Here is a 21,975-nt window from a genome sequence, read left to right as displayed (position 1 = left end):
GTGAGCCGTCCCCCCAGCCGGCCCACTGCCGAAGAGATCGAACGCCTGCTCGTCGGCTCGCCGGCCCGCTTCACGAAAGAGCAGGTCACGGCCAAGGCCGGGGTGTCGCAGGAGCTGGCCGAGCGCATCTGGCGGGCGCTCGGGTTCGCGCAGCGGGCCGACGGCGCCGTGGCGTTCACCGACGCCGACGCGGCGGCGCTGCGCCGGGTGCGCCGGATGCTCGACGGCGGCCTGCTCGACGAGCAGACCGTCATCCGCATGGCCCGCGCGCTCGGCCAGACCACGGCCAGGCTGGCGCAGTGGCAGGCCGAGATCATGATCGGCGCGATGCTGCCACCGGAGCCCTCGGAGGACGACCTGGCCAAGGTGCTCGGGGCGGCGCAGGAGCTGATGCCCGACTTCGAGCAGGTGCTGGTCCACGTCTGGCGGGCCCAGCTCGCCGCCGCCGGCACCCGGCTGCTGGCCATCGCCGACGGCAGCGACGAGCTGGTGCCGACCCGGGTGGCGATGGCGGTGGGGTTCGCGGACCTGGTCTCGTTCACCAGGCGCAGCCGCGAGCTCGACGAGAAGGAGCTGGCCGAGCTGGTCGAGGGGTTCGAGGCGCGGGCCTCCGACGTGGTGGCCTCCCACGGCGCGCGGCTGGTCAAGACGCTGGGCGACGAGGTGCTGTTCACCGCCCCGAGCCCGGCCCAGGCCGCGGGGATCGCGCTCGACCTGGTCGAGTCGGGTGTCGAGCTGCGCGTCGGCCTGGCGTACGGGCCGGTCCTGCCCACCATGGGCGACGTCTTCGGCACCACCGTTAACCTGGCCGCCCGGCTCACCGCGATCGCCCGGCCGGGCACGATCCTGGTCGATTCCGCGCTGGCCGAAGGGCTGGAGGGGTTCGATCTGCGCAAGATCAGGCGCCGGCCCGCGAGAGGGCTCGGCGTGGTCCAGCCCTATGTCTTGCGGAGATCATCCTCCTGACACAAGATGGCTGGCATGCCGTACGAAGTGCAGGGCGTCGTCGCCCGGGCCAAGGGTCAGGAAGTTTCGCTCGAGACGGTCGTGGTGCCGGACCCAGGTCCCGGCGAGGCGGTCGTCAACGTGCAGGCCTGCGGGGTCTGTCACACCGACCTGCACTATCGCGAGGGCGGGATCAACGACGACTTCCCGTTCCTGCTCGGCCACGAGGCCGCGGGCGTCGTCGAGGCGGTCGGCCCGGGTGTCACCGAGGTCGAGCCCGGCGACTTCGTGATCCTCAACTGGCGCGCGGTGTGCGGCCAGTGCCGCGCGTGCCTGCGCGGCCGCCCGTGGTACTGCTTCGCCACCCACAACGCCACGCAGAAGATGACGCTCAAGGACGGCACGGTGCTGTCGCCGGCGCTGGGCATCGGCGCGTTCCTGGAGAAGACGCTGGTCGCCGCGGGCCAGTGCACCAAGGTCTCCGCCGAGGCGCCCGCGCAGGTCGCGGGCCTGCTGGGCTGCGGCGTCATGGCGGGCATCGGCGCCGCGATCAACACCGGCGGCGTGGCGCGCGGCGACTCGGTCGCCGTCATCGGCTGCGGCGGCGTCGGCGACGCCGCGATCCTGGGCGCCTCGCTGGCCGGCGCCGCGAAGGTCATCGCCGTCGACGTGGACGACCGCAAGCTGGGCTGGGCGCGCGACTTCGGCGCCACCCACACCGTCAACTCCCGCGAGAGCGACCCGGTCGAGGCGATCCGCGACCTGACCGGCGGCTTCGGCGCCGACGTGGTCATCGAGGCGGTGGGCCGCCCCGAGACGTACAAGCAGGCCTTCTACGCCCGCGACCTGGCCGGCACGGTCGTGCTGGTCGGCGTCCCCACGCCGGACATGACGCTGGAGCTGCCGTTCCTCGACGTCTTCGGGCGCGGCGGCGCGCTGAAGTCCTCCTGGTACGGCGACTGCCTGCCCTCGCGCGACTTCCCGATGCTCATCGACCTGTTCCTGCAGAACCGGCTGCCGCTCGACAAGTTCGTCTCGGAGACGATCGGGATCGGGCAGGTCGAGGAGGCGTTCGCGAAGATGCACCGCGGCGAGGTGCTGCGTTCGGTGGTGACGTTCTAGATGATCGACAGGGTCATCACCTCGGGCACGTTCTCGCTGGACGGCGGCACCTGGGACGTCGACAACAACGTCTGGCTGGTCGGCGACGCCCGCGAGGTCGTCGTCATCGACGCCGCCCACGACGCCGCGACGATCGCCGAGCGGGTGGGCGGGCGCACGGTCAAGGCCATCGTCTGCACGCACGCGCACAACGACCACATCAACGCCGCCAAGCCCCTCGCCGACCGCACCGGGGCGCCCATCCGGCTGCACCCCGCCGACCAGGTGCTGTGGGAGCAGCAGTACGGGGCCACAGCGTCGTACGAGCCGCTGGCCGACGGCGAGAAGATCGAGGTCGGCGGCATCGCGCTGGAGGTCGTCCACACCCCCGGCCACGCGCCCGGCGCGGTCTGCCTGTACGCCCCTGACCTCGGCGCCCTGTTCAGCGGCGACACGCTCTTCAAGGGCGGTCCGGGGGCGACCGGCCGGTCCTACAGCTCGTTCGACACGATCATCGACTCGATCAGGGAGCGGCTGCTGACCCTGCCGCCGGAGACCGTCGTGCACACGGGACACGGCGACTCGACCACGATCGGCGCGGAGGCGCCCCACCTGGAGGAATGGATCACCCGAGGTGGATAGCGTGATGTGGCCGACCTAACATAGGCAAGCCTTACCGAAGTGAGGTAGCTTAGGTGTGCCTTACCTAAAGGTGCCCCCACTTCGCTTGAGAGGCCTGTCCCCGGATGTACGTGTGCATTTGTCGTGCTGTGACCGAAAACGAGGTGCACGACTGCATCGCCTCCGGGGCCAAGAGCGCGAAGCAGATTCGCGACACCACTGGTGCCGGTGGTGACTGTGCCCGATGTGTACGGAAGATCTGTGCAATCCTGAAACGGTCTGAAGAACTGACGACCGCATAGCGAGGGGCCCGTTTCATGCAGGGCGACAAGCAGATCATCGAGCTGCTCAACGAGCAGCTGACCGCCGAGCTCACCGCCATCAACCAGTATTTCCTGCACGCCAAGATGCAGGAGAACTGGGGCTACACGAAACTCGCCGAGCACACCCGTGCGGAGTCGATCGACGAGATGCGCCACGCGGAGCGTCTGACCGATCGCATCCTCTTCCTGGAGGGCCTGCCCAACTATCAACGCCTGGGCACCCTGCACATCGGCCAGACCGTGGAGGAGCAGCTCAGGGCGGACCTCGAGGTCGAGCTCTCAGTCGTGCAGCGCCTGCGCCCGGCGATCACGCTCATGCGCGAGAAGGGCGACGTCACCTCGGCCCGGATCTTCGAGGAGATCCTGGAGGACGAGGAGGAGCACATCGACTATCTGGAGACGGAGCTCAGCCTCATCCGCAGCCTGGGCGAGCAGCTCTACCTGGTCCGCTACGCCGAACCGCCCTCGTCCGACGACTGAGCGGCCCTACTGAGCGGCCCTATTGAGTGGCTCTGTGGCACCGAAGGCGCCCCGTCCCCGACGGGGCGCTTTCCCTTTACCTCCAGAGCCACGCCTGCTCTCCCGTGTCCCTGCACGTCCACTGGATGATCCACTTACCCTTCTTGCGCTCGCCCTTGCCGACCGCCAGGCACAGGCCGCTGGCCCGGTTGCGCAGGCGCTGCATGTCGTCGTAGATCCACTCCTGCTCGATCCCGCCGTCCGTGCACGGCCACTGGATCGCGTACTTGCCCTTGACCTGGGAGCCGCGCGCGATCGCCAGGCACATGCCGGTCTTGGCGTTGACGAGCTTGCGCCCCTTGTAGATCCACTGCTGGTCCTTGTTGTCGGAGCAGGTCCACTGGATGACCTTCTTGCCGGCCTTGACCTCGCTCTTGCCCACGGCCAGGCAGAGGTCGGTGGCGCCGTTCATCAGCCGCCCGCTGGCCCCCGCCGAGGCGGGAGCGGCGGCCAGGGACAGCGCCAGGGCGGCGGTGGCGGCGACGGCGAGCAATCTGGTGGGGGTGGCGTCCACGTCAGTGACCCTTTCCGTTGAGGTATTGATCACTGAGACGCGCGCGATTCCCGTTTTGTTGTGATCGGATCCCTTATGGGGTCAGCCCTGGGGTGAGCAGTCGGCGACGGTGGTCTCGGAGATGACGTCCTCGTACACGCCGACCTTGTAGGTGATGAGGTCCAGGCAGCGGTTGAGATCGCTCATCTGGCGCAGCACGCGCTCCCGGTGCTCCAGCATGATGGTGAGGCGCTCCGCCTCGTTCCCGGTCCCGTTCCTGACGAGGTCGGTGTACTCCCGGATGGCGGGCAACGGCATCCCCGAGGCGCGCAGGATGATGCACGTGGTCAGCCAGTGCGCGTCCGCGTCGCTGTAGATCCGCCGCCCGCCCGGCCCGCGGCGCACGGGGTTGAGCAGGAGGCCCTCACGCTCGTAGAAGCGCAGCGTGTGCACGCTCAGCCCGGTGAGTTCGGCGAGCCGGCCGATGCTGATCTCCGATGACATGCCGCCCAGGATACGAGCCGGCCCTAGCCCCCCAGGATGGTGTAGGCCGTCCCGGCCTGGGCGTCCCAGCTCAGCGTGTCCCCGGAGCGCCGCGCGTCGCCGGGCACCTGGCAGCGTCCGGCCAGGTCCGTCCGTACCGTGATCGGGCCCGAGCGCCCCACGTGCAGCGTGATCCGCTCGGCGGCGCCGTCCCGCCAGGAGACGTCCACCGTCACGTCGCCCCGGGCGCGCAGCCCGCGCACCGACCCCGTGGGCCAGGCGGAGGGCAGAGCGGGCAGTACGTGGATCTCGCCGTGATGGCTCTGCACCAGCATTTCCGCCATACCGGCGGAGGCCCCGAAATTTCCGTCGATCTGGAACGGCGGGTGCGTGTCCCACAGGTTGTCCAGCGTGGACGTCCTCAGCTGCTCGCTCAGCATCCGGTGCGCGTGGTCCCCGTCGAGCAGCCGCGCCCAGAAGTTGATCTTCCACGCCTTGCTCCACCCGGTACCGCCGTCCCCGCGAGCGGTCAGCGACACCTTGGCCGCCTCGCCCTCGCGGCTGCCCGCGGCGATCTGCCGGCCGGGATGCAGGCCGAAAAGGTGGGACACGTGCCGATGCGTGTTCTCCGGGTCGTCCCGGTCGGCCTTCCACTCCTGGAGCTGCCCCCAGGACCCGATCCGCAGCCCCGGGTCCAGCTTCGCCAGCGCGTCGCGTACCCTCCCGCCGAACTCGGCGTCGCCCAGAAGGTCCGCGGCCTCCGCCACGTTCGTGAACAGGTCCCGGACGATCTGCTGGGACATCGACGCCCCGGCCGAGAAGTCCCCGTGCTCGGGGGAGTAACCGGGCGAGACGACCAGCGTCCCGTCACGGGGGTCGGTACGCAGGGTGTCCAGCCAGAACTCGGCCGCCCCCTTCATCACCGGATAGGCGGTCTCGCGGAGATAGCCCGCGTCTCGGCTGAAGCGGTAGCGGTCGTAGAGCTGCTGCGTGAGCCAGGCCCCGGCCTCCGGGAACCAGAATGACGTGGCCCAGTCGTGCACGCCGGTGAAGCCGAACGGGTTCGTCTCGTTGTGCACCAGCCACCCGCGCGCCCCGAACATCTCCCGCGCCGTGATCTCACCCGGCTTCACCAGCCCCGCGACATAGTCGACGTACGGCTGCGCCGTCTCGGCCAGGTTCGTCTGGTCGGCGAGCCAGTAGTTCATCTGCAGGTTGATGTTGACGTGGTAGTCGCCGGCCCAGGGCGGGGTGGTGGAGTCGTTCCAGACGCCCTGCAGGTTCGCGGGCAGCGATCCGGCCCGTGAGGAGGCGATCAGCAGATAGCGGCCGTAGGAGAAGAAGAGGGCTTCGAGCGCGCGGTCGTCGGCGGAGGCGCCCCCGGTGTAGGCGGCCCGGAGCCGGTCCGTGGGGATCGGCGGCGTCCGCTGGCCGACGTCCAGCCGCACGCGGTCGAACAGCTCCCCGTGGTCGGCCTGGTGGGCGCGGCGCAGGGCCTCGTACCCCTGGGCCACCGCCTGGTCCACGGCGGCGGTGACGGCGGCGTGTGGATCCTCGCCGCGGTAGTCCGGATGGGCGGGGGCGTAGTCGGTGCCGGCGGACAGCACGAACACGGCGCTGTCGGCCCCGGTGACCGTGATCCGGTCGACCCCGTCCGTACGGGTGCCGCCCTCCGCGACCACCCGCACCTGGGCCTCGAACGCCATCTCGTTGTCCGCGAGCCGCCCGCGGATCGTCAGCCGCCCGTCCGAGACGCTGACCCGCCCGTCCTCGTGCGGCGAGGACACCCGGAGCGTGAACGACACCTGGCCCGCCCGATCGGCCGCGACCCGCCCGGCGATGACGTTTCCGGGGTGACTGGCGAAGTACTCGCGCGAGTGCCGCACCCCGTCCGCCGTGTACGTCACCCTGGCCACGGCCTCGCTCAGGCTCAGCTCCCGGCGGTAGCCGGCGGGGGAGCCCGGCTGCCCGGCCAGGTCCAGCCAGAGGTCACCGAACGGCTGGTACGCGCCGAACCCCGACTTCGGCTGCCCCAGCGCGGCCGCCACCTCCTCCGGCGCCATCCGCCCGTCGCGATCCAGCGCCTCCTGGACCTCGGCGAGCGCGTCCGGCCGGGGAGCGGTCCAGTCGCCGAAGTCGTATCCCTCCCGCGATCCCGGGCCGCCCGTCCACAGGCTCTTCTCGTTGAACTGGAGCCGCTCGGTGTCCGTCCCGCCGAACACCATCGCCCCGAGCGCGCCGTTCCCGATGGGTAACGCCTGCGTCTCCCAGTCGGTGGCCGGCCGGTCGTACCAGAGGGTCAGATCAGTCACGGGGGACAACGTTAACAACATTATTTCTTCCGGACGGCAGAGGGCCGGGGACTCCATTGCTTTCGTTTCTCGGTAATCGCGGTAATTTAATCCCGACTAACCGATATTTAGCCGCGTTTGCCCAGGTCAATGGATAGGTCAACTGCGAGTCAAACCGCGCGCTGTGCCCGGGAAACGATCGCTTAAGGTCCTACGATCGCTTCATGACCTGCGTACTTCTCGCCGAGGATGACACCTCGATCTCCGAGCCGCTCGCGCGTGCATTGCGCCGTGAGGGCTATCAGGTCGAGGTGAGCCCCGACGGCCCGCAAGCCCTGGAAAGGGCTCTGTCGGGCGGCATCGATCTCATCGTTCTTGACCTTGGACTGCCCGAAATGGACGGTTTGGAGGTGGCTCGTCGCATCCGGGCCGAGGGCCACGGCACTCCGGTCCTGATTCTCACCGCTCGCGTCGACGAGGTGGACACCGTCGTCGGCCTCGACGCCGGCGCGGACGACTACGTGACGAAGCCGTTCAGGCTGGCCGAGCTGCTCGCCCGGGTACGGGCGCTGCTCCGGCGCGGCACCTCCGAGACTCCGGTCGTCCAGGGCGTGCGTATAGACGCCGACTCCCGCCGCGCGTGGATGGGGGAAAAGGAGCTGCATCTGACAACGAAGGAATTCGACCTGCTGCGTGTGCTCGTCCGCGACGCCGGAAAGGTGGTCACGAGGGAGCAGATCATGCGCGAGGTCTGGGACACGAACTGGTGGGGTTCGACCAAGACCCTCGACATGCACATCTCCTGGCTACGCCGCAAACTCGGCGACGACGCCGCGAAACCGCGTTACATCACGACCGTCCGGGGAGTCGGCTTCCGGTTCGAACGCGAGTAGGAGATGCGCCGCCGACTGCTCTCCTCAACCCTGGTCGTCGCGGTCATCGCGGTTCTGCTGCTGGGGGTCCCCCTGGGTGTCGTCGTCAGCCGGCTGATCGTCGACGAGGCGGCTCAGGAGCTCGGGGCGGAGGCCAAGCGCCTCGTGGGAGAGGTCGAGTACGCCCGTGTCCAGGAGACGCCGCTCGACCCCCAGCAACTGGAGCAGAAGTATCCCGGCAGGTACATCCAGATCTGGGAACGCGGAACCCCCTTGCGGGTGACCGTGGTCGGCACCGCACCGCCGTCCGGTCACCTGATGACCGAGGACGCGCAGACCAACACCGGCGTCTATGTCCGCATAAGTCGCGATCGCGACCAGGTTGAACAGGACGTACGGGCCCGGCTCCTGCTCATCGTGGCCCTGGCCGTCGCCGCCCTGGCGGTGGCCGTGAGTCTGGCCGTCGTACAGTCCCGGCGGCTGACGCTGCCCTTGCAGGACCTGGCGAAGATCGCCGAGCGGCTGGGCTCCGGAGACGCCCGGCCGAGCAAACACCGCTACGGCATTCCCGAACTCGACCGGGTGGCCCAAGTGCTCGACCGCAGCGCGACCCGCATCTCCGACCTGCTCACCCGCGAGCGCGAGTTCGCCACCGACGCCTCCCACCAGCTCCGGACCCCCTTGACCGGTCTCACCATGCGCCTGGAGGAGATCGTGTCGGCGGCGGACGAGCCGGAGGTCGTACGGGAGGAGGGGGAGGCGGCGATCGTGCAGGCGGAGCGGCTCACCGCCGTGATCGACGAGCTGCTGGCGGCGGCGCGGCGCCAGCGCCACGCCCAGGCCGAGCCGGTCGCCATCGACGACGTGATCATCCAGCAGATCAGGGAGTGGGAGCCGGTGTTCCGGGAGGCGGGGCGTATCCTGCGGCTCGAAGGCGCCCGCGGCCTGAAGGCGATGGCCACCACCGGCGGCTTCGGCCAGGTGATCGCGTCGCTGCTGGAGAACTCCCTGCGCCACGGCGGCGGCGACGTCACCGTCACGTCGACCAGCGGCGACAACTACGTGGTGATCGAGGTCGCGGACGAGGGCCCGGGCATCGCCGACGAGATCGCCCCCAAGATCTTCGAGCGGAACGTCAGCGGCGGCGGAGGCACCGGTCTCGGGCTGACGCTCGCCCGCGCGCTGGCCGCGGCCGACGGCGGCAGGCTGGAGCTGGTACGGCGCCGCCCGGCGACGTTCGCCATCTTCCTGCGCCCGGCCGAGGACGACGGCGCGAGGACCCGCGTGGTCAGCGGTCCTGCTTGACCCCGGTCTCGGGCAGCTCCATCGGGATGGGCTCGGTGGCCTCCAGGAACACCCACTTCTTGTACGACCAGTAGCGGAACAGCGTGCCGAGCCCCACGCCCACGATGTTGGCGATGTTGAAGCTGAGCGGGTCGTGCAGGTCGAGCGTGTAGGTGGTGAAGCCGATCGTCAGCATGCCGAACAGCAGCGCGATGCCGTTGAGCAGGAAGAACAGGAAGTATTCGCGCCTCAACCCGCTCTGGTCGCGGTGCCGGAAGGTCCAGAAGCGGTTGCCGATGTAGGCGAAGGTCGTGGAGATCGTCGTCGCCACGACCTTGGACGTCAGCGGGCCCCAGCCCAGGCCCACGTTGCAGAGGTTGAGGAGGCCGGTGTCGATCAGGAAGGCGACGGCGCCGATGCTGCCGAACTTGGCCAGTTCGTACACAAGGGAGGAGAACCGCTCGTAGAGGCGTTTGGCGAAGTCCACGTCTCTGCTCGGTCCCTTCCTTCGACGAGCCTGACCCAACTCAGCGTACCGGCCGCCATGTAGGGGCGACGTCAGGCTGGTGAACTTACCACTTAGAAATATCGTCCTATGCCCGGCATTTACGACAGTTGGGCATTACGCTGCGTTGCACATCGCCCGCGACCCGGCATAAGCGGGCGGAGCGGAACGCTGGGCGGTCGTGCCTGCGAAGGCAACCCGGAACGGCCGCCCAGCCCGGGGAGTCCGGGAAAGTCGTTCCGTCCCGGTAAGCTCACCTGGCGTGAGTTCCTACAGCCCCATCGGGCCGGTCGTCGGCATCGTCGGCGCAGGCCAGCTGGCCAGGATGTCGCAGCCGCCGGCCATCGCGCTCGGCGTCGAGCTGCGGGTGCTGGCCAACTCTCCGGAGGAGAGCGCCGCACGAGTGATCGTCGACACGCGCGTCGGAGATTACCGCGATCTGGACGATCTGCGCGAGTTCGCCAAGGGCTGCGACGCGATCACGTTCGACCACGAACACGTGCCCACCGAGCACATCCGAGCCCTGACCGAGGCCGGCCACTCCGTGCACCCCGGGGCCGACGCCCTCGTGCACGCCCAGGACAAGGCCGTCATGCGCGAGCGGCTGACCGCGATCGGCGTGCCGTGCCCGGCGTGGGCGCGCGTGTCGTCGCCCGAAGAGGCCACGCGCTTCGCGGAGCAGCACGGCTGGCCGATGGTGCTGAAGTCGGTGCGCGGCGGCTACGACGGCCGCGGCGTGTGGGTGTGCCGGTCGGCCGAGGAGGTCGCGGAGGCGTTCGCGGCCGGGGTCGAGCTGCTCGCCGAGGCGTTCGTGCCGTTCGAGCGGGAGCTGGCGGTGCTGGTCGCCCGCTCGCCGCACGGGCAGGGCGTCAGCTACCCGGTCGTGGAGACCGTGCAGCAGGACGGCATCTGCGTGGAGGTCATCGCGCCCGCTCCCGGGCTGGACCCCGAATACTCCGCGCAGGCGCAGCGCATCGGTCTGAAGATCGCCCACGAGCTCGGCGTGACCGGGCTGCTCGCGGTCGAGCTCTTCGACACGCCGAACGGGCTCGTGGTCAACGAGCTGGCCATGCGCCCGCACAACAGCGGCCACTGGACCATCGAGGGCTCGACGACGTCGCAGTTCGAGCAGCATCTGAGGGCGGTGCTGGACCTGCCGCTCGGCTCGCCCAAGATGACCGCCCAGGTCGTCGTCATGGCCAACCTGCTCGGTGGCGAAGAGCCCGACCTGTTCAAGCGCTACGAGCACGTGCTGGCCCACGATCCGGGCATCAAGCTGCACTTCTACGGCAAAGAGGTGCGCCCCGGCCGCAAGATCGGCCACGTGACGGCGCTCGGCTCCAACCTCGACGAGGTGCGCGCCCGCGCCCGCCACGCCGCCGTCTACCTCACCACCGGGGAGTACACATGAGAGAGCGAAGCATCCCGATGCCGACGAAGGCGGCATCGTGAGCATCGGGATTGTGATGGGGAGCGACTCCGACTGGCCGGTCATGAAGGCCGCCGCGGAGGCGGTCGCCGAGTTCGGCGTGCCCTTCGAGGCGGACGTGGTCTCGGCGCACCGCATGCCGACCGAGATGATCGACTACGGCCGCCAGGCCGCCTCCCGGGGCCTCCAGGTGATCATCGCCGGGGCCGGGGGAGCCGCGCACCTGCCCGGCATGCTGGCCTCCGTCACGCCGCTGCCGGTGATCGGGGTGCCGGTGCCGCTGAAGTACCTCGACGGGATGGACTCGCTGCTGTCGATCGTCCAGATGCCCGCCGGGGTGCCGGTGGCGACGGTGGCGGTCGGCGGGGCCCGCAACGCGGGGCTGCTGGCCGTACGCATCCTCGCCGCGTCCGACCCCGGGCTGCGGGAGCGGATGGAGGAGTTCCAGGTGCGGTTGAAGGAGCAGGCGTACGCCAAGGGCGAGAAGCTCCGCTCGGAGGCCGCGAACCTCGGGTTGTGACGGGGGTGCGCCTACGGTTGCCGGGGGTCGTGATGGGGGGTGCGCCTACGGTGGCCCAGGGTCGTGATGGGGGTGCGCCTACGGCGGCCGGGGCTGTCGTAGGCGGGGGATAGGTCCGTCAGGGGCGGCCGAGGGCGCGGTAGTGCCATCCGGCGGACCGCCACGTCTCGGCATTCAGGGCATTACGCCCGTCCACGATGCGCCGGGTCGCCACCACGGCTCCCAGCTCCTCGGGGTCGAGCTCCACGAACTCCTGCCACTCGGTGAGCAGCAGCACCACGTGCGCTCCCCGTACCGCGTCCAGGGCTGATTCGCCGTAGTTCAGCTCGGGGTGAGCCTTACGGGCGTTGTCGAGCGCGATCGGGTCGTACACGGTGACCTGTCCGCCCTGGTGGCCGATGGTCACGGCGACGTCCAGCGCGGGGGAATCGCGGATGTCGTCCGAGTTCGGCTTGAACGCGGCGCCCAGCACGCCCACGGTGCACCCGTGGAACGAGCCCCCGGCCAGCTCCCTGGCCAGATCGACCATGCGGGCGCGCCGCCGCAGGTTGATGGCGTCCACCTCGCGCAGGAACGTCAGCGCCTGGTCCGCTCCCAGCTCCCCGGCCCGCGCCATGAACGCCCTGATGTCCTTGGGCAGGCAGCCGCCGCCGAACCCGAGGCCCGCGTTCAGGTAACGTCCGCCGATCCGGTCGTCGTACGACAGCGCCTCGGACAGCTGCTTGACGTCGGCGTGCGCGGCCTCGCAGACCTCGGCCATCGCGTTGATGAACGAGATCTTGGTGGCCAGGAACGCGTTCGCGGCCGTCTTGACCAGCTCGGACGTGGCGAAATCGGTCACCACGAACGGAACCTCGCCCAGCGGCTCGTAAACCTCGCGCAGCACCTTCTCCGCTCGCTCGGTGCGAACGCCGACCACGATGCGATCCGGGTGCATGGTGTCCTGAACCGCGAACCCCTCCCGCAGGAACTCGGGGTTCCAGGCCAGCTCGGCCTGCCCGCCGGCGGGCGCGAGGCGGGTGAGCTTGTCCGCGAGCCGCTCGGCGGTGCCGACGGGCACGGTGGACTTGCCCACGACCAGGCACTGGCGGTCGAGGAACGGGGCAAGGGACTCGATCGCGTTGTCCATGTACGTGACGTCCGCGGCATATTCGCCGCGTTTCTGGGGAGTGCCTACGCAGACGAAATGCACGTCGCCGAAGGCGGCGGCTTCCTCGTACGAGGTGGTGAAGCGCAGGCGGCCGGATTCGAGCCCGCGGCGGAGCACAGGCTCGAGCCCGGGCTCGTGGATCGGGAGCTCCCCTTGGTTGAGGCTGCGGATCTTGTCGGCGTCGATATCAAGGCCCAGGACGTCGAATCCGAGATCAGCCATGCACGCCGCATGGGTGATGCCCAGGTATCCGGTCCCGATCACCGTGAGGCGATATGGCACGAGTGAGCTCCTTTCGATCGCGCAGGCATGCTACCGGCCCTAGCTACCTCGTACGTGCCACCTGCACCTCTTCGCAAACCGTACCGACTAGTAACAAGAAGGTCGGACCTCCGGATATCTGACACCCTCTACGCCGTCGCCGACAAGAAGATCAGGCCGGGACCAACGGCGCGGTCCTCGCGCCGGAGGCAAAGGCGCGGTCCTCACGGTGGGGCGCTTCGCGCGGAGAGCTCGGGCAGTGACATTGGGGGTGCGACCCCCAAACCCCCAGCCAAACCCCGCTTCGCCGACTCGTTGAGCACACGAGCCATTGAGAGAAGCACAGCCAGGGGCAAGGAGGCGCTGAGGCCACCACGAGGCCCTGTTCGTGAGCTCGGGAGATGGGACCGGTCCGAGCTCAGTCCTTTGCCGCGAGGCCGACGTCGAACCGCACCTCGACCTCATCGCTCAGCTTGAGCGCGCCGAAGAACGCGGAATACGGTCGAATCCCCCACCGGGACTGCACGATGGCCGCTGAGCCCCGTACGCGGTCATCGGCGACCATGCCCTGGACGGTCACCAGCCGGGTCACCCCGAGGATGGTGAGGTCGCCCTCGATGTGGAACGACTCCGCGGTCCCGTCGACTCGCGTCGATCGGAAGGTGATCGCCGGATGTCGGCCGGTGTGCAGGATCTTCTCCCGGATGGTTCGCTCGATCTCCTCGCGGTCGGAGTCCGTGAGCGGCTTGATGCCGCCGGTCCCTGCCCGGACTTCGAGCGAACCCGGGTCGACCTCGACGGTCACCGAGGAGTTCGCCGGGGCGGCGGTGTCGATTGTGGCGTCGCCGCTCCAGCGCGTGACCTCGATGGTGAGATCGTGGCCGGCCTTGGCGCCAAGTCCGGTGCGGGTCGTGTGGATGAGGAGCCGGCCGGAATCGGGTCCGAATGTGTAGCTACCAGCGGTAATGCTCACCTTGTCAGGCTAACTCGCACCACGCGTCCGCCTTCCGACCGAGGGGCGTGTCCGCCGCCGTGGTGAGACCTGCTGGCGGGTGGTGGAGATGCCGCTTCCGACCGGAGGGCGTGTTCGTCGGTGCGGTGAAAACCTACGGGCAGGTGGTGGAGATGCCGCCGCGTCCCCAGGTGCAGCCGTCGATCTTCTTGAGGTCGCTGCTCCGGTAGAGGCCGGCCGTGTCCCCGTCGTTGTTCCAGACGTACCACTTGCGACCCCAGTACAGGGTGGTCGAGGTGTCGGTCCCCTGGCCCGAGCGTACGGTCACTGACTTGCCGGGCTTGAGGGTGAAGCTGGGGAATCGGTATTTGTAGCCGGTCTCGTCCCGCAGGACCCAGTTCTCGAGCTGGATGCTTCGCCTGCTCATGTTGCGCAGCACCGCGTATTCGCCGTTGAGCGAGACGTTGCCGCCCCGGTCGGACCCTGGCGAGTCGTAGTAGACCTTGACGATCTGAACGACCGGGGTCGCGGCCTGGGCGGGCGTACCGGCCGACGGCAGGACCACGGCGGCGACGCCGGTCGCCGCGAGGAGGCGCTTGAGCACTGCGGGCTCCATATGGCTAGAGATGGAACGTGACATCAGTGGGACGGCTGCTGTGATTGCCGGGTTGGCGATCAACGGCGTCCGCATCCGGCCAATCTCGCGAAAGGCACTCCGCGTCCGGCTCCGTCTTGCGAAAGGCACTCCGCGTCGAGCCGTCTCGCGTAAGGCGCTCCGCGTCCGGCTGGCTTGCGACGGGCGCTCCGCGTCCGGCCGTCGCCCGAAAGGCACGTCCGGCCGCCTCGCGTAAGGCGCCCTGCATTCGGCCGTGTCGCGAATGTCCCGTCTGCCCCTATGTCACCATGCGCCACCATTTGCACACTCTTGGCAGATCAACTACGGTCCCTGACTACTGTCAGCCGCGCATGTGTGGAGTGATCAAGTGAAGAACCGTAGAACGGGGACCGGCGTCGCCCTCACCGCAGCCGTGACCGTGGCCGTCCTGGGCTTCACCACCGCGTCACCGGCCTACGCGTCCCCCGGCACCCCGACTCCCACCCCGTCCCCGTCCCCCTCGTCCTCCGTCGCCGCAACGCCCAAAGGCCTCTTCACACCCCTGAAGTACCAGCTCAACCTCAAGGGCCAGCGCCAGGAGACCAACTACTTCTGCGTCCCCGCCTCGTCGTCGATGAGCCTGTCGACCTTCGGCGTCAACGTCAGCCAGTCGACTCTCGCCAAGAAGATGAAGACCACGGCCGCCGCGGGCACCAAGGGTGTGAACGCGCTGCCGGTGGTCAACGCCTACCTCAAGTCGCGCGGCTACAAGGTCACGAGCCCCACCGACGCGGACGGCAACGCGGTCGTGCTCATGAACCGGGTCTCCGGCAACATCGGAGACCTGCGCCGGGCGCCGGTGCTCGCGGTGTGGATGGAGCAGCTGCCCTGGAACAAGGGCAAGATCAAGGGCACCAGGGTCGGCCACGCCATCATCGCCTACGGTTACGACAAGACGGCGGGCACCATCACCGTGTACGACCCGTGGAAGCCGACCGGCGGCACCCACACCATCAAGACCTCCGTCCTGGCCGGCATCCTCCAGCCGGGCGGCAACATGTACTACATCTCCAAGCTCTGAGGCGACGCGGGCGGGCCGTGCGCCCAAGGCCGGGAGCGGAAGGGGTGCCTACGGGATGAGCGGGTGCCCACGACCGGGAGCGGAAGGGGTGAGTACGGGATGAGCGGGGACCCCGCGACCGGGATGCTGCATCACGTCGAGATCTGGGTGCCCGACCTGCCGCGAGCCGTCGCGAGCTGGCAGTGGCTGCTGGAGACGCTCGGCTACACCCTGTACCAGGACTGGGAGCACGGCCGCAGCTGGCGGCTGGGGGCCACGTACCTGGTGCTGGAGCAGTCGCCCGCCCTCAGCGCCGACCGGCACGACCGCTGCCGCCCCGGGCTGAATCATCTGGCCTTCCACGTGGGAAGCCGCGCCGAGGTGGACGCGCTGGCCGAGCGGGCGCTCGCGAACGGCTGGACGCTGATGTTCCCCGATCGCCACCCGTACGCGGGCGGGGAGCGGCACTACGCGGCCTATCTGGAGGACGGGGACGGCTTCGAGATCGAGCTGGTCGCGCTCGACGCCTCAGGGTGACCAGGGGTTCCGGTAAAGAAGCGAGCGGCACTGCCCAGGTCACCATCACGACCCTGCCGGGGTCGAAGGCGGCGGTCGCCCGCGTTCTGGCAGGCCGAAGCCACTCAGCGCAGTACGGCCGTCAGCAGGTCGGCGCCCAGCGCCATCAGATCGGGGAGATTGAGGGTGTGACGGACGTAACGACCGTGTCGCCGGGCCGTGAGCAGGCCCGCGCGGCGCAGGACAGCGAGGTGGCGGGAAACCTCCGGGGGTGAGAGTTCCCAGGCGTGGGCCAGTTCACCGGTGGTGTGCGGGCCGCGGGCCAGGGTGCGCAGCAGCCGCAGTCGTACCGGATGTGCGAGTGCCTCCAGCCGTAGTGTGACCGTTTCCAGCGATACCGGCTCTGATGGACTTGCCTCGGCCACGGGGTACTGCACCACTGGCTGCCACCCGGGCGCGTGGACCGCCACCAGGTGCGGGTGGCCGAAGACGCTGGGGAGGAAGGTTACCCCGGTGTCGTGGGCGGCGGTCGCCTTGTCCTGCAGCTTGTCCAGGATGATGCAGTTGCCGTCCTGTGCCAGCGTGACGGCGCTGGAGACCGATGCGAGTGCCGCCTCGATGCCCTGGCGCTTCAGCAGGTCGTTCTTCACGCGCAGGTCGGTGGCGAGTTGCACGGCGACGCCTGTCCAGGCGGCGTCGAAGAAGGCCTCGGCGCACTGTTCGAGGGTGTGGCGCACCCGCGCCCGCACGGCGGCCGGGTCCGTGAGCAGCCGTTCCGCGAAGGCCTCTTGGAGCGCGCCGCGGGCCTGGGCCAGGTCCAGGGCCCGCTCGCGCGCCGTCGCGTCGGTGAGTGGCGACGGCGTGGCGAAGTGGACCCGGTTGCTGCCGCACGTGGTGATGAGCGCGGCGGTCACATAGGTTTCATCGTCGATCCGGTCTACATCGTCCAACTCCTCGGCAAGGGTCGGCCGAGGACGAGCGGGGACCAGAAAGTCGGCTCGTGAGGAACGCCAGAGGAACTCCGCCTCCCGCAACCGCTCGGCCAGCTCCGGCCGCAGCCCAGCCCAGACGTCCCCGGCCCAGCCGGCGAGCTGCGGGTGATGCCCGGGTTCGGCCAGCACGTGCAGCATCGCGGTCAGCTCGGCCAGCGGGGAGGCGGCGAACCGCAGTCGCCCGGACGGCATCCCGCTGATGTCGATCCTCAACGTCATCCCCTCATCATCACTGGTCGGATGGCCGACGACCGCGTCGGTTGACGGTGTCCGTCAACCGACACAGTCCGCCCGGCGGCCGAACGCACTGTTGACGCCATGGCAACCACCACCAAGATCCGGCCCCGCGCCCTCGTCCGTGCCTCCGGGGGCCCCCGCTATGCCGTCGCCCTGGGCGTGGACGCGCTCGGCACCGGCCTGCTGCGGCCCTTCCAGCTGCTCTACGGGGTGACTGTGCTGAGGCTGTCCGCGCCGGCCACCGGCATCGCCATGACGGTCGGCGTCGTCGTAGGTCTGGTGTGCATGCCTGCGGTGGGCCGATGGCTGGACCGGGGCGCACGCAGCACGGTCGTGGCGGCGTCGATGCTGGTGCGGGTGCTGGGCGTGGCGCTGCTGCTGGCCACCCCGGCGGGGAACGTCTGGCTGTTCGCGACGGCGGCGCTCTTCCTCGGCATCGGCAACCAGGCATGGCCGGCCGCCCACGCGGCTCTCGTGGCCACGGTCGCCCACGGCCGGGAACGCGACGCCGCTCTCGCGGGAGGCCGCGCCCTGCGCAACGCCGGCCTGGGCGCGGGCGCGCTCCTCGCCACCGCGTGCCTGGCGGGCGGCACCACCGCATTGCAGGCGCTGGCAGCCGTCACCGGGCTCGCCTATCTCGCTGCGGCGGCCTTGGTGTGGTCGGTCCACCTGCACGCGCATCCGGCCGTGACCCCGGCCAAGGACGGGCCCGACGGGCCCGCACCCCGGATGCGCGCGCTGCTGGCCGCCAACGTGGTCTACGTCTTCTGCCTCAACGTCCCCGAAATCGCGCTCCCTCTGGTCCTGGTGACACAGTTGCACGCAACCCCGGTGTGGTCGGCAGCCATCTTCGTGGCCAACACGGTGCTGGTGGTCACCCTGCAGGTTCCGATCACGGTCCTGATGTCCCGCTTCGCCCGGCGGACCGTGCTGGCTGTCGCCGGCGTGATACTCGCCGCGTCCTACCTCGGCTTCCTCGCGGCCACGTCACTGGGACACGGCTGGGGTGCCCCGGCCGTCGCCACGGTGTCCGTGGTCTGCACCATCGGTGAGATCATCTATGCCGGCAGCGCCACCGCGCTCGTCACCGCCCTCGCCCCGGCCCATCTCCTGGGACGCGCCCTCACCCGCTTCCAGCTCTCTACGGGCTTCGGCCTCGCCGTCTCCCCGGCGGTCATCACCGCTCTCGCCCCCCACGGCTCGGCAGCCCTCTGGGGCAGCCTCGCAGCCGCGACGCTCGTGTCCGCCTCCGCCGTTGCCACCGAGAAGGATCAAGGAACGCGGCTCAGCGATTGCCGCCGCCAGGCGCGAGCAGGCTCGTGAGCTCGGCGATCGCCTCTGGCGATGGTTCGAAGTAGCGGCGGACGTTCTCCGGCTTCTTGCGCCCGGGACTTCGTACGGAACAGCCGCAAGCTCAGGCCAGTGCACCTTGACGGTTGCCACGGCATCGCCAGGTTTTGGACGGCACTCACCTATGAGATCATCCTTGACTTTGACGAGATATCACGTGCAACAGCAGGAGAGGACAACATATGGCAGATATCGGCTTAACGGACTCCGGCGACGTCTCGCGGGAGAACACTCTGCGGCACGCCGCGTACTCGGGGGACCTGAAGGGCCTCAAAGAGCAGATAGCGGCCGGCGTCGATGTGAACGCCGCCGACGAGCGGGGTTGGACGGCGCTGCTGGCTGCGGCCCACGAGGCGTTCCGAGAGGGCGTCGAGGCGCTGCTCGCGGCGGGCGCGGATCCAGGGGGCGCTTCCACGGGCGGATTCACCGCGCTGCACCATGTGATCCAGCAGACCAAGGACCGGCCGGTGGCCATCGAGGTCACCGTGGTGCGCGACGGCGTCGAGACGGTTCTCACCGGTCGCGACGAGATCCGCGCGCAGATCGGATCCCACCCGGACGACTTGTACGATGACTGCGTCGCCATCGCGCGCATGCTGATCGACGCGGGGATCGACGTTGAGCGGGTGACCTCCCACAAGCAGACCCCGTTGTCGCACGCAGCCTCGCGGGGGACCGCTGAGATCACCGAGCTGCTCATCGCGACGAAGCGGGTCGATCTCGATTCGCGCGACAAGGACGGGGTCTCCCCGCTTCACTACGCCAGCCGCCATGGTCATATCGATCCGGTACGGCTGCTGCTCGAGGCCGGAGCGAACCCGAACATCACCGAGAACTACGGGTTCACCCCGCTGCACGAAGCGGCGGAGAACGGCCACGCCGAGGTGGCGGGTGTCCTGCTCACGGCGGGCGCGGACCCTGGGCGCGGCCTGACGAAGCCGTTCGAGAGCTACCCGGTGGGCACCACACCACTCGACATCGCGCGAAGCATGGGACGCCGGACGATCGTCGATCTGCTCAACCGCCGGCACTGATCGCCGCGACGGTTTCCGCCGCTACGCAGTCGTGTGCCGGCGGCGGAGGTCACCAGTTCGTGCAAATCGGCCCAGGCTTTGGGCATTCTCCTGCCAACGCCATCGCCGCCGATCGGCCCCTCGGCATAGGGGTTGACCTCAGGCGACTCGCGAGAGCGCGCGAGTTGCTGGAGCGTAAGGGGTACGACACGCGCGACACCGTGCTCGCCTGCTACGGAGGGGTCGGGGTTCAGCGGCGAGCGATGCCCGGGTGGCTCTGGTCGGCCTTGAACGGCTGTATCGCCCATGAATGGGCAGTTCGGAGTGACTTCACTGCCAGTTCACGCATATGTCAGACAGCGACATTCGGTCGGTATACCGTCAGGTTTCGGTCTGATCCCTAACTGAAGACGGGTACGCAAACATGCGCAAAGTCCTGACGCTCGCCGTGGTCGCCACCGCATCGCTCGGCCTGCTCGCCGCCCCGGCCACCGCCGACAACCGCCGCCCAGAGCTGCCGAACGAGATCTACGGCGGCGCCTGGACCGAGGGGCACGTCCAGGGGATCGCCATTGACGAGCGCAAGGGGTACATGTACTTCTCCTTCACCAACGTCCTCGTCAAGACCGACCTCAAGGGCAACCCCGTGGGTTCGGTGAGGGGCTTCACGGGGCACCTCGGCGATCTTGACTTCAACGCCAAGGACGGCCGGGTGTACGGCTCCCTCGAGTACAAGGAGCAGGAGTCGTTCTACATCGCGATCTTCGACGTCGACCGCATCACCAGCATGGGCATGGACGCCCAGACCAGTGACGTCGTCAAGACGGTCTACCTCAAGGAGGTCGTCGCCGACTACACCGCCGACATGAACGGCGACGGCAAGTTCGACGGCAACGTGGGCAACACCCCGGATCACCGGTACGGGTGCAGCGGCATCGACGGCGTGTCCTTCGGCCCCGAGTTCGGGAAGAAGCACGGCAGGCAGCTGCTGACCGTGGCGTACGGGATCTACTCCAACACCACCCGGGCCGACAACGACTACCAGGTCCTCCTCCAGTACGACATCGAGCGGTGGAAGAAGTACGAGAAGCCGCTCACCGAGAGCGACCCGCACAAGAGCGGCCCCGAGCAGGTCGACGGCAAGTACTTCGCGTACACCGGCAACACCACCTACGGCGTGCAGAACCTCGAGTACGACGACTTCACGGGCAACTGGATGATGGCCGTCTACAAGGGCAAGAAGCCGCAGTTCCCCAACTACTCCTTCTTCATGGTGGACGGCCGCGAGCGGCCCAGGGAGGGTGACATCGTCGGGCAGCCGCAGCCCGAGCGGGGCCGGCTGCTCACGCTGGCGCCGGGCGGGCTCCAGCACGAGGCCACCGGCGTCAGGGGCTGGGAGTTCGGCGGCGAGTACGGCCTGATCTCGCTCGGCGGGGGACGCTACTACGTGTCCAAGTCCGGGACCATCACGGACGGCGGGGTCAGCAAGTACACCGGCCACGCCCAGCTCTTCCGCTGGACGGGCCAGACGCCGACCCCCTTCGAGAAGGTCGGCTGATCGGAGCTGCCAGCGGGTGGTCAGTTAAGGCTGTTATGGTCGGTCCGAAATCCCCCACGAACGCGTAAGGGCACGGGAGGGTCATGCGGACCACGAGCAAGATCGCGGCATTACTGATCGGGATGACGGCCCCGGTGGCCGTGGTGACGCCCCCGGCCGGCGCGCAGGCGCGTCCGGCCTGGGTGGCCTACCACGGCCTCACCGCCGAGCAGAGCGTGGCCCGGGTCAAGCAGCTCAGGGACCAGGGCTTCCGGCCGGTCACGGTGAACGTCTCCGACGGGGAGCGGTACGCGGCCGTGTGGGTCAAGGGCGGCTCGCCGGCCAACTGGGGCATCTGGCAGGGCATGTCGGCCGAGGAGTACCAGCAGCGGTTCGACCAGGGGCTGAAGGAGGGGGCGCAGCCGGTCTCCGTCTCCGCCACCGGGCCGAGTGACGCGCCGGTGTTCACGGCCGTCTTCGAGAGGCGGCGCGGGAAGTTCTTCGCCAGGTCGAACCTCACCCCCGCCCAGTTCGCCGCCGCCAACAAGCGGGCCACCGCCCAGGGGCTCGCGCTGACCTCGGTCGACGTGTACGGCACCCCGGACGACCTGCGGTACGTGGGCGTGTGGACGGTCAACACGGGCGGGGCCTGGTACTACACGTACGGGAAGTCCAGGCAGCAGCACGAGGCCGCGTTCTACGCCAAGAAGAAGCAGGGGTTCCGGCCGGTCAAGGTGGCCGTGGCGCCCGACGGGACGTACACGGCGGTGTGGCGCAAGGACGGCGTCAGGTCCTGGGCCCACTACGTCGACATGACCTCCTCCGGCTACCAGAAGCGGTTCGCCGACCTCAAGGCCAAGGGGCTGTCCCCGGTCCAGGTGAACGCCGAGAACGGGCTGTACGCCGCCATCTGGCAGTGAACGCAG

The 21,975-nt window shown here is 69.2% G+C and carries 23 protein-coding genes; 15 read left to right on the top strand and 8 right to left on the bottom strand.

Features of this window, described 5'->3' with window-relative positions; translation table 11 throughout:
* The 5 genes from ACWEPL_RS08450 to bfr all read left to right on the top strand — a co-directional run bounded on the left by ACWEPL_RS08450 (position 1) and on the right by bfr (position 3,470).
* The gene (locus tag ACWEPL_RS08450; protein WP_452435587.1) at positions 1 to 966 is read left to right on the top strand and encodes an adenylate cyclase regulatory domain-containing protein; all 966 of its coding nucleotides are present in this window, start codon (positions 1 to 3) and stop codon (positions 964 to 966) included.
* A 15-nt stretch (positions 967 to 981) separates the two neighbouring features.
* On the top strand, positions 982 to 2,067 hold the full coding sequence (locus ACWEPL_RS08445; RefSeq protein ID WP_350728332.1) for an S-(hydroxymethyl)mycothiol dehydrogenase: 1,086 nt from the start codon (positions 982 to 984) through the stop codon (positions 2,065 to 2,067).
* Positions 2,068 to 2,688, top strand: coding sequence for an MBL fold metallo-hydrolase (locus ACWEPL_RS08440; protein WP_363962424.1), 621 nt, complete (start codon positions 2,068 to 2,070; stop codon positions 2,686 to 2,688). It begins immediately after the preceding gene.
* A 104-nt stretch (positions 2,689 to 2,792) separates the two neighbouring features.
* Complete coding sequence (locus ACWEPL_RS08435; RefSeq protein ID WP_138669932.1) at positions 2,793 to 2,969, top strand: (2Fe-2S)-binding protein; 177 nt, start codon at positions 2,793 to 2,795, stop codon at positions 2,967 to 2,969.
* A gap of 15 nt (positions 2,970 to 2,984) precedes the next feature.
* Complete coding sequence (gene bfr / locus ACWEPL_RS08430; RefSeq protein ID WP_452435586.1) at positions 2,985 to 3,470, top strand: bacterioferritin; 486 nt, start codon at positions 2,985 to 2,987, stop codon at positions 3,468 to 3,470.
* 76 nt (positions 3,471 to 3,546) lie between these two features.
* Here the strand turns inward: bfr and ACWEPL_RS08425 are convergent, their stop codons facing one another.
* The 3 genes from ACWEPL_RS08425 to ACWEPL_RS08415 all read right to left on the bottom strand — a co-directional run bounded on the left by ACWEPL_RS08425 (position 3,547) and on the right by ACWEPL_RS08415 (position 6,797).
* Positions 3,547 to 4,023: an RICIN domain-containing protein gene (locus ACWEPL_RS08425; protein ID WP_452435585.1), complete on the bottom strand. Its 477-nt coding sequence runs from the start codon at positions 4,021 to 4,023 to the stop codon at positions 3,547 to 3,549.
* Between the two features lie 81 nt (positions 4,024 to 4,104).
* Positions 4,105 to 4,506, bottom strand: a complete 402-nt coding sequence (locus tag ACWEPL_RS08420; protein WP_363962426.1) for a MerR family transcriptional regulator — start codon at positions 4,504 to 4,506, stop codon at positions 4,105 to 4,107.
* Between the two features lie 23 nt (positions 4,507 to 4,529).
* Entirely contained in the window at positions 4,530 to 6,797 is a 2,268-nt protein-coding gene (locus ACWEPL_RS08415) for a glycoside hydrolase family 95 protein (RefSeq protein ID WP_452435584.1), read from the bottom strand.
* Positions 6,798 to 7,000: 203 nt separating this feature from the next.
* Here ACWEPL_RS08415 and ACWEPL_RS08410 point away from each other — a divergent pair, with 203 nt between their 5' ends.
* Both ACWEPL_RS08410 and ACWEPL_RS08405 read left to right on the top strand, forming a co-directional pair.
* Positions 7,001 to 7,669, top strand: coding sequence for a response regulator transcription factor (locus tag ACWEPL_RS08410; RefSeq protein ID WP_043620820.1), 669 nt, complete (start codon positions 7,001 to 7,003; stop codon positions 7,667 to 7,669).
* Positions 7,670 to 7,672: 3 nt separating this feature from the next.
* Positions 7,673 to 8,953: an ATP-binding protein gene (locus tag ACWEPL_RS08405; protein ID WP_452435583.1), complete on the top strand. Its 1,281-nt coding sequence runs from the start codon at positions 7,673 to 7,675 to the stop codon at positions 8,951 to 8,953.
* Here the strand turns inward: ACWEPL_RS08405 and ACWEPL_RS08400 are convergent.
* A complete protein-coding gene (locus ACWEPL_RS08400; protein WP_350728338.1) occupies positions 8,937 to 9,419 on the bottom strand; it encodes a GtrA family protein in 483 nt (160 codons plus the stop codon). The genes ACWEPL_RS08405 and ACWEPL_RS08400 overlap by 17 nt on opposite strands.
* A 280-nt stretch (positions 9,420 to 9,699) precedes the next feature.
* On the opposite strand from ACWEPL_RS08400, the gene ACWEPL_RS08395 reads away from it, so the two are divergent.
* Both ACWEPL_RS08395 and purE read left to right on the top strand, forming a co-directional pair.
* Complete coding sequence (locus ACWEPL_RS08395) at positions 9,700 to 10,848, top strand: 5-(carboxyamino)imidazole ribonucleotide synthase (RefSeq protein WP_452435582.1); 1,149 nt, start codon at positions 9,700 to 9,702, stop codon at positions 10,846 to 10,848.
* 55 nt (positions 10,849 to 10,903) lie between these two features.
* Entirely contained in the window at positions 10,904 to 11,386 is a 483-nt protein-coding gene (purE, locus tag ACWEPL_RS08390) for a 5-(carboxyamino)imidazole ribonucleotide mutase (RefSeq protein ID WP_363963099.1), read from the top strand.
* 118 nt (positions 11,387 to 11,504) lie between these two features.
* On the opposite strand, the gene ACWEPL_RS08385 is transcribed toward purE, so the two are convergent.
* The 3 genes from ACWEPL_RS08385 to ACWEPL_RS08375 all read right to left on the bottom strand — a co-directional run bounded on the left by ACWEPL_RS08385 (position 11,505) and on the right by ACWEPL_RS08375 (position 14,353).
* A complete protein-coding gene (locus ACWEPL_RS08385; protein ID WP_397371231.1) occupies positions 11,505 to 12,818 on the bottom strand; it encodes a UDP-glucose dehydrogenase family protein in 1,314 nt (437 codons plus the stop codon).
* 397 nt (positions 12,819 to 13,215) lie between these two features.
* A complete protein-coding gene (locus ACWEPL_RS08380; RefSeq protein WP_452435581.1) occupies positions 13,216 to 13,770 on the bottom strand; it encodes a YceI family protein in 555 nt (184 codons plus the stop codon).
* A gap of 133 nt (positions 13,771 to 13,903) precedes the next feature.
* Positions 13,904 to 14,353 (bottom strand): lamin tail domain-containing protein, encoded by a 450-nt coding sequence (locus ACWEPL_RS08375; protein ID WP_452435580.1) that lies wholly within the window; start codon positions 14,351 to 14,353, stop codon positions 13,904 to 13,906.
* A 379-nt stretch (positions 14,354 to 14,732) separates the two neighbouring features.
* Here ACWEPL_RS08375 and ACWEPL_RS08370 point away from each other — a divergent pair, with 379 nt between their 5' ends.
* On the top strand, positions 14,733 to 15,425 hold the full coding sequence (locus tag ACWEPL_RS08370; protein WP_452435579.1) for a C39 family peptidase: 693 nt from the start codon (positions 14,733 to 14,735) through the stop codon (positions 15,423 to 15,425).
* Between the two features lie 99 nt (positions 15,426 to 15,524).
* Positions 15,525 to 15,941 (top strand): VOC family protein, encoded by a 417-nt coding sequence (locus ACWEPL_RS08365; protein WP_452435578.1) that lies wholly within the window; start codon positions 15,525 to 15,527, stop codon positions 15,939 to 15,941.
* A 104-nt stretch (positions 15,942 to 16,045) separates the two neighbouring features.
* Here ACWEPL_RS08365 and ACWEPL_RS08360 read toward each other — a convergent pair whose 3' ends face one another.
* A complete protein-coding gene (locus tag ACWEPL_RS08360) occupies positions 16,046 to 17,131 on the bottom strand; it encodes a helix-turn-helix domain-containing protein (protein ID WP_363962434.1) in 1,086 nt (361 codons plus the stop codon).
* 99 nt (positions 17,132 to 17,230) lie between these two features.
* On the opposite strand from ACWEPL_RS08360, the gene ACWEPL_RS08355 reads away from it, so the two are divergent.
* The 4 genes from ACWEPL_RS08355 to ACWEPL_RS08340 all read left to right on the top strand — a co-directional run bounded on the left by ACWEPL_RS08355 (position 17,231) and on the right by ACWEPL_RS08340 (position 21,969).
* Positions 17,231 to 18,472, top strand: a complete 1,242-nt coding sequence (locus ACWEPL_RS08355) for an MFS transporter (protein ID WP_452435577.1) — start codon at positions 17,231 to 17,233, stop codon at positions 18,470 to 18,472.
* A 209-nt stretch (positions 18,473 to 18,681) separates the two neighbouring features.
* Positions 18,682 to 19,533, top strand: coding sequence for an ankyrin repeat domain-containing protein (locus tag ACWEPL_RS08350; protein ID WP_452435576.1), 852 nt, complete (start codon positions 18,682 to 18,684; stop codon positions 19,531 to 19,533).
* 403 nt (positions 19,534 to 19,936) lie between these two features.
* Entirely contained in the window at positions 19,937 to 21,070 is a 1,134-nt protein-coding gene (locus tag ACWEPL_RS08345) for a hypothetical protein (RefSeq protein ID WP_452435575.1), read from the top strand.
* 83 nt (positions 21,071 to 21,153) lie between these two features.
* Positions 21,154 to 21,969 carry a hypothetical protein gene (locus ACWEPL_RS08340; RefSeq protein ID WP_363962438.1) on the top strand — a complete coding sequence of 272 codons (816 nt, stop codon included), beginning with the start codon at positions 21,154 to 21,156 and terminating at the stop codon, positions 21,967 to 21,969.
* Positions 21,970 to 21,975 lie beyond the last annotated feature (6 nt).

This window comes from Nonomuraea sp. NPDC004186 (assembly GCF_053603495.1).
The sequence above is the reverse complement of the archived record's forward strand: the minus strand, read 5'-3'. Positions and strand labels throughout refer to the sequence as shown.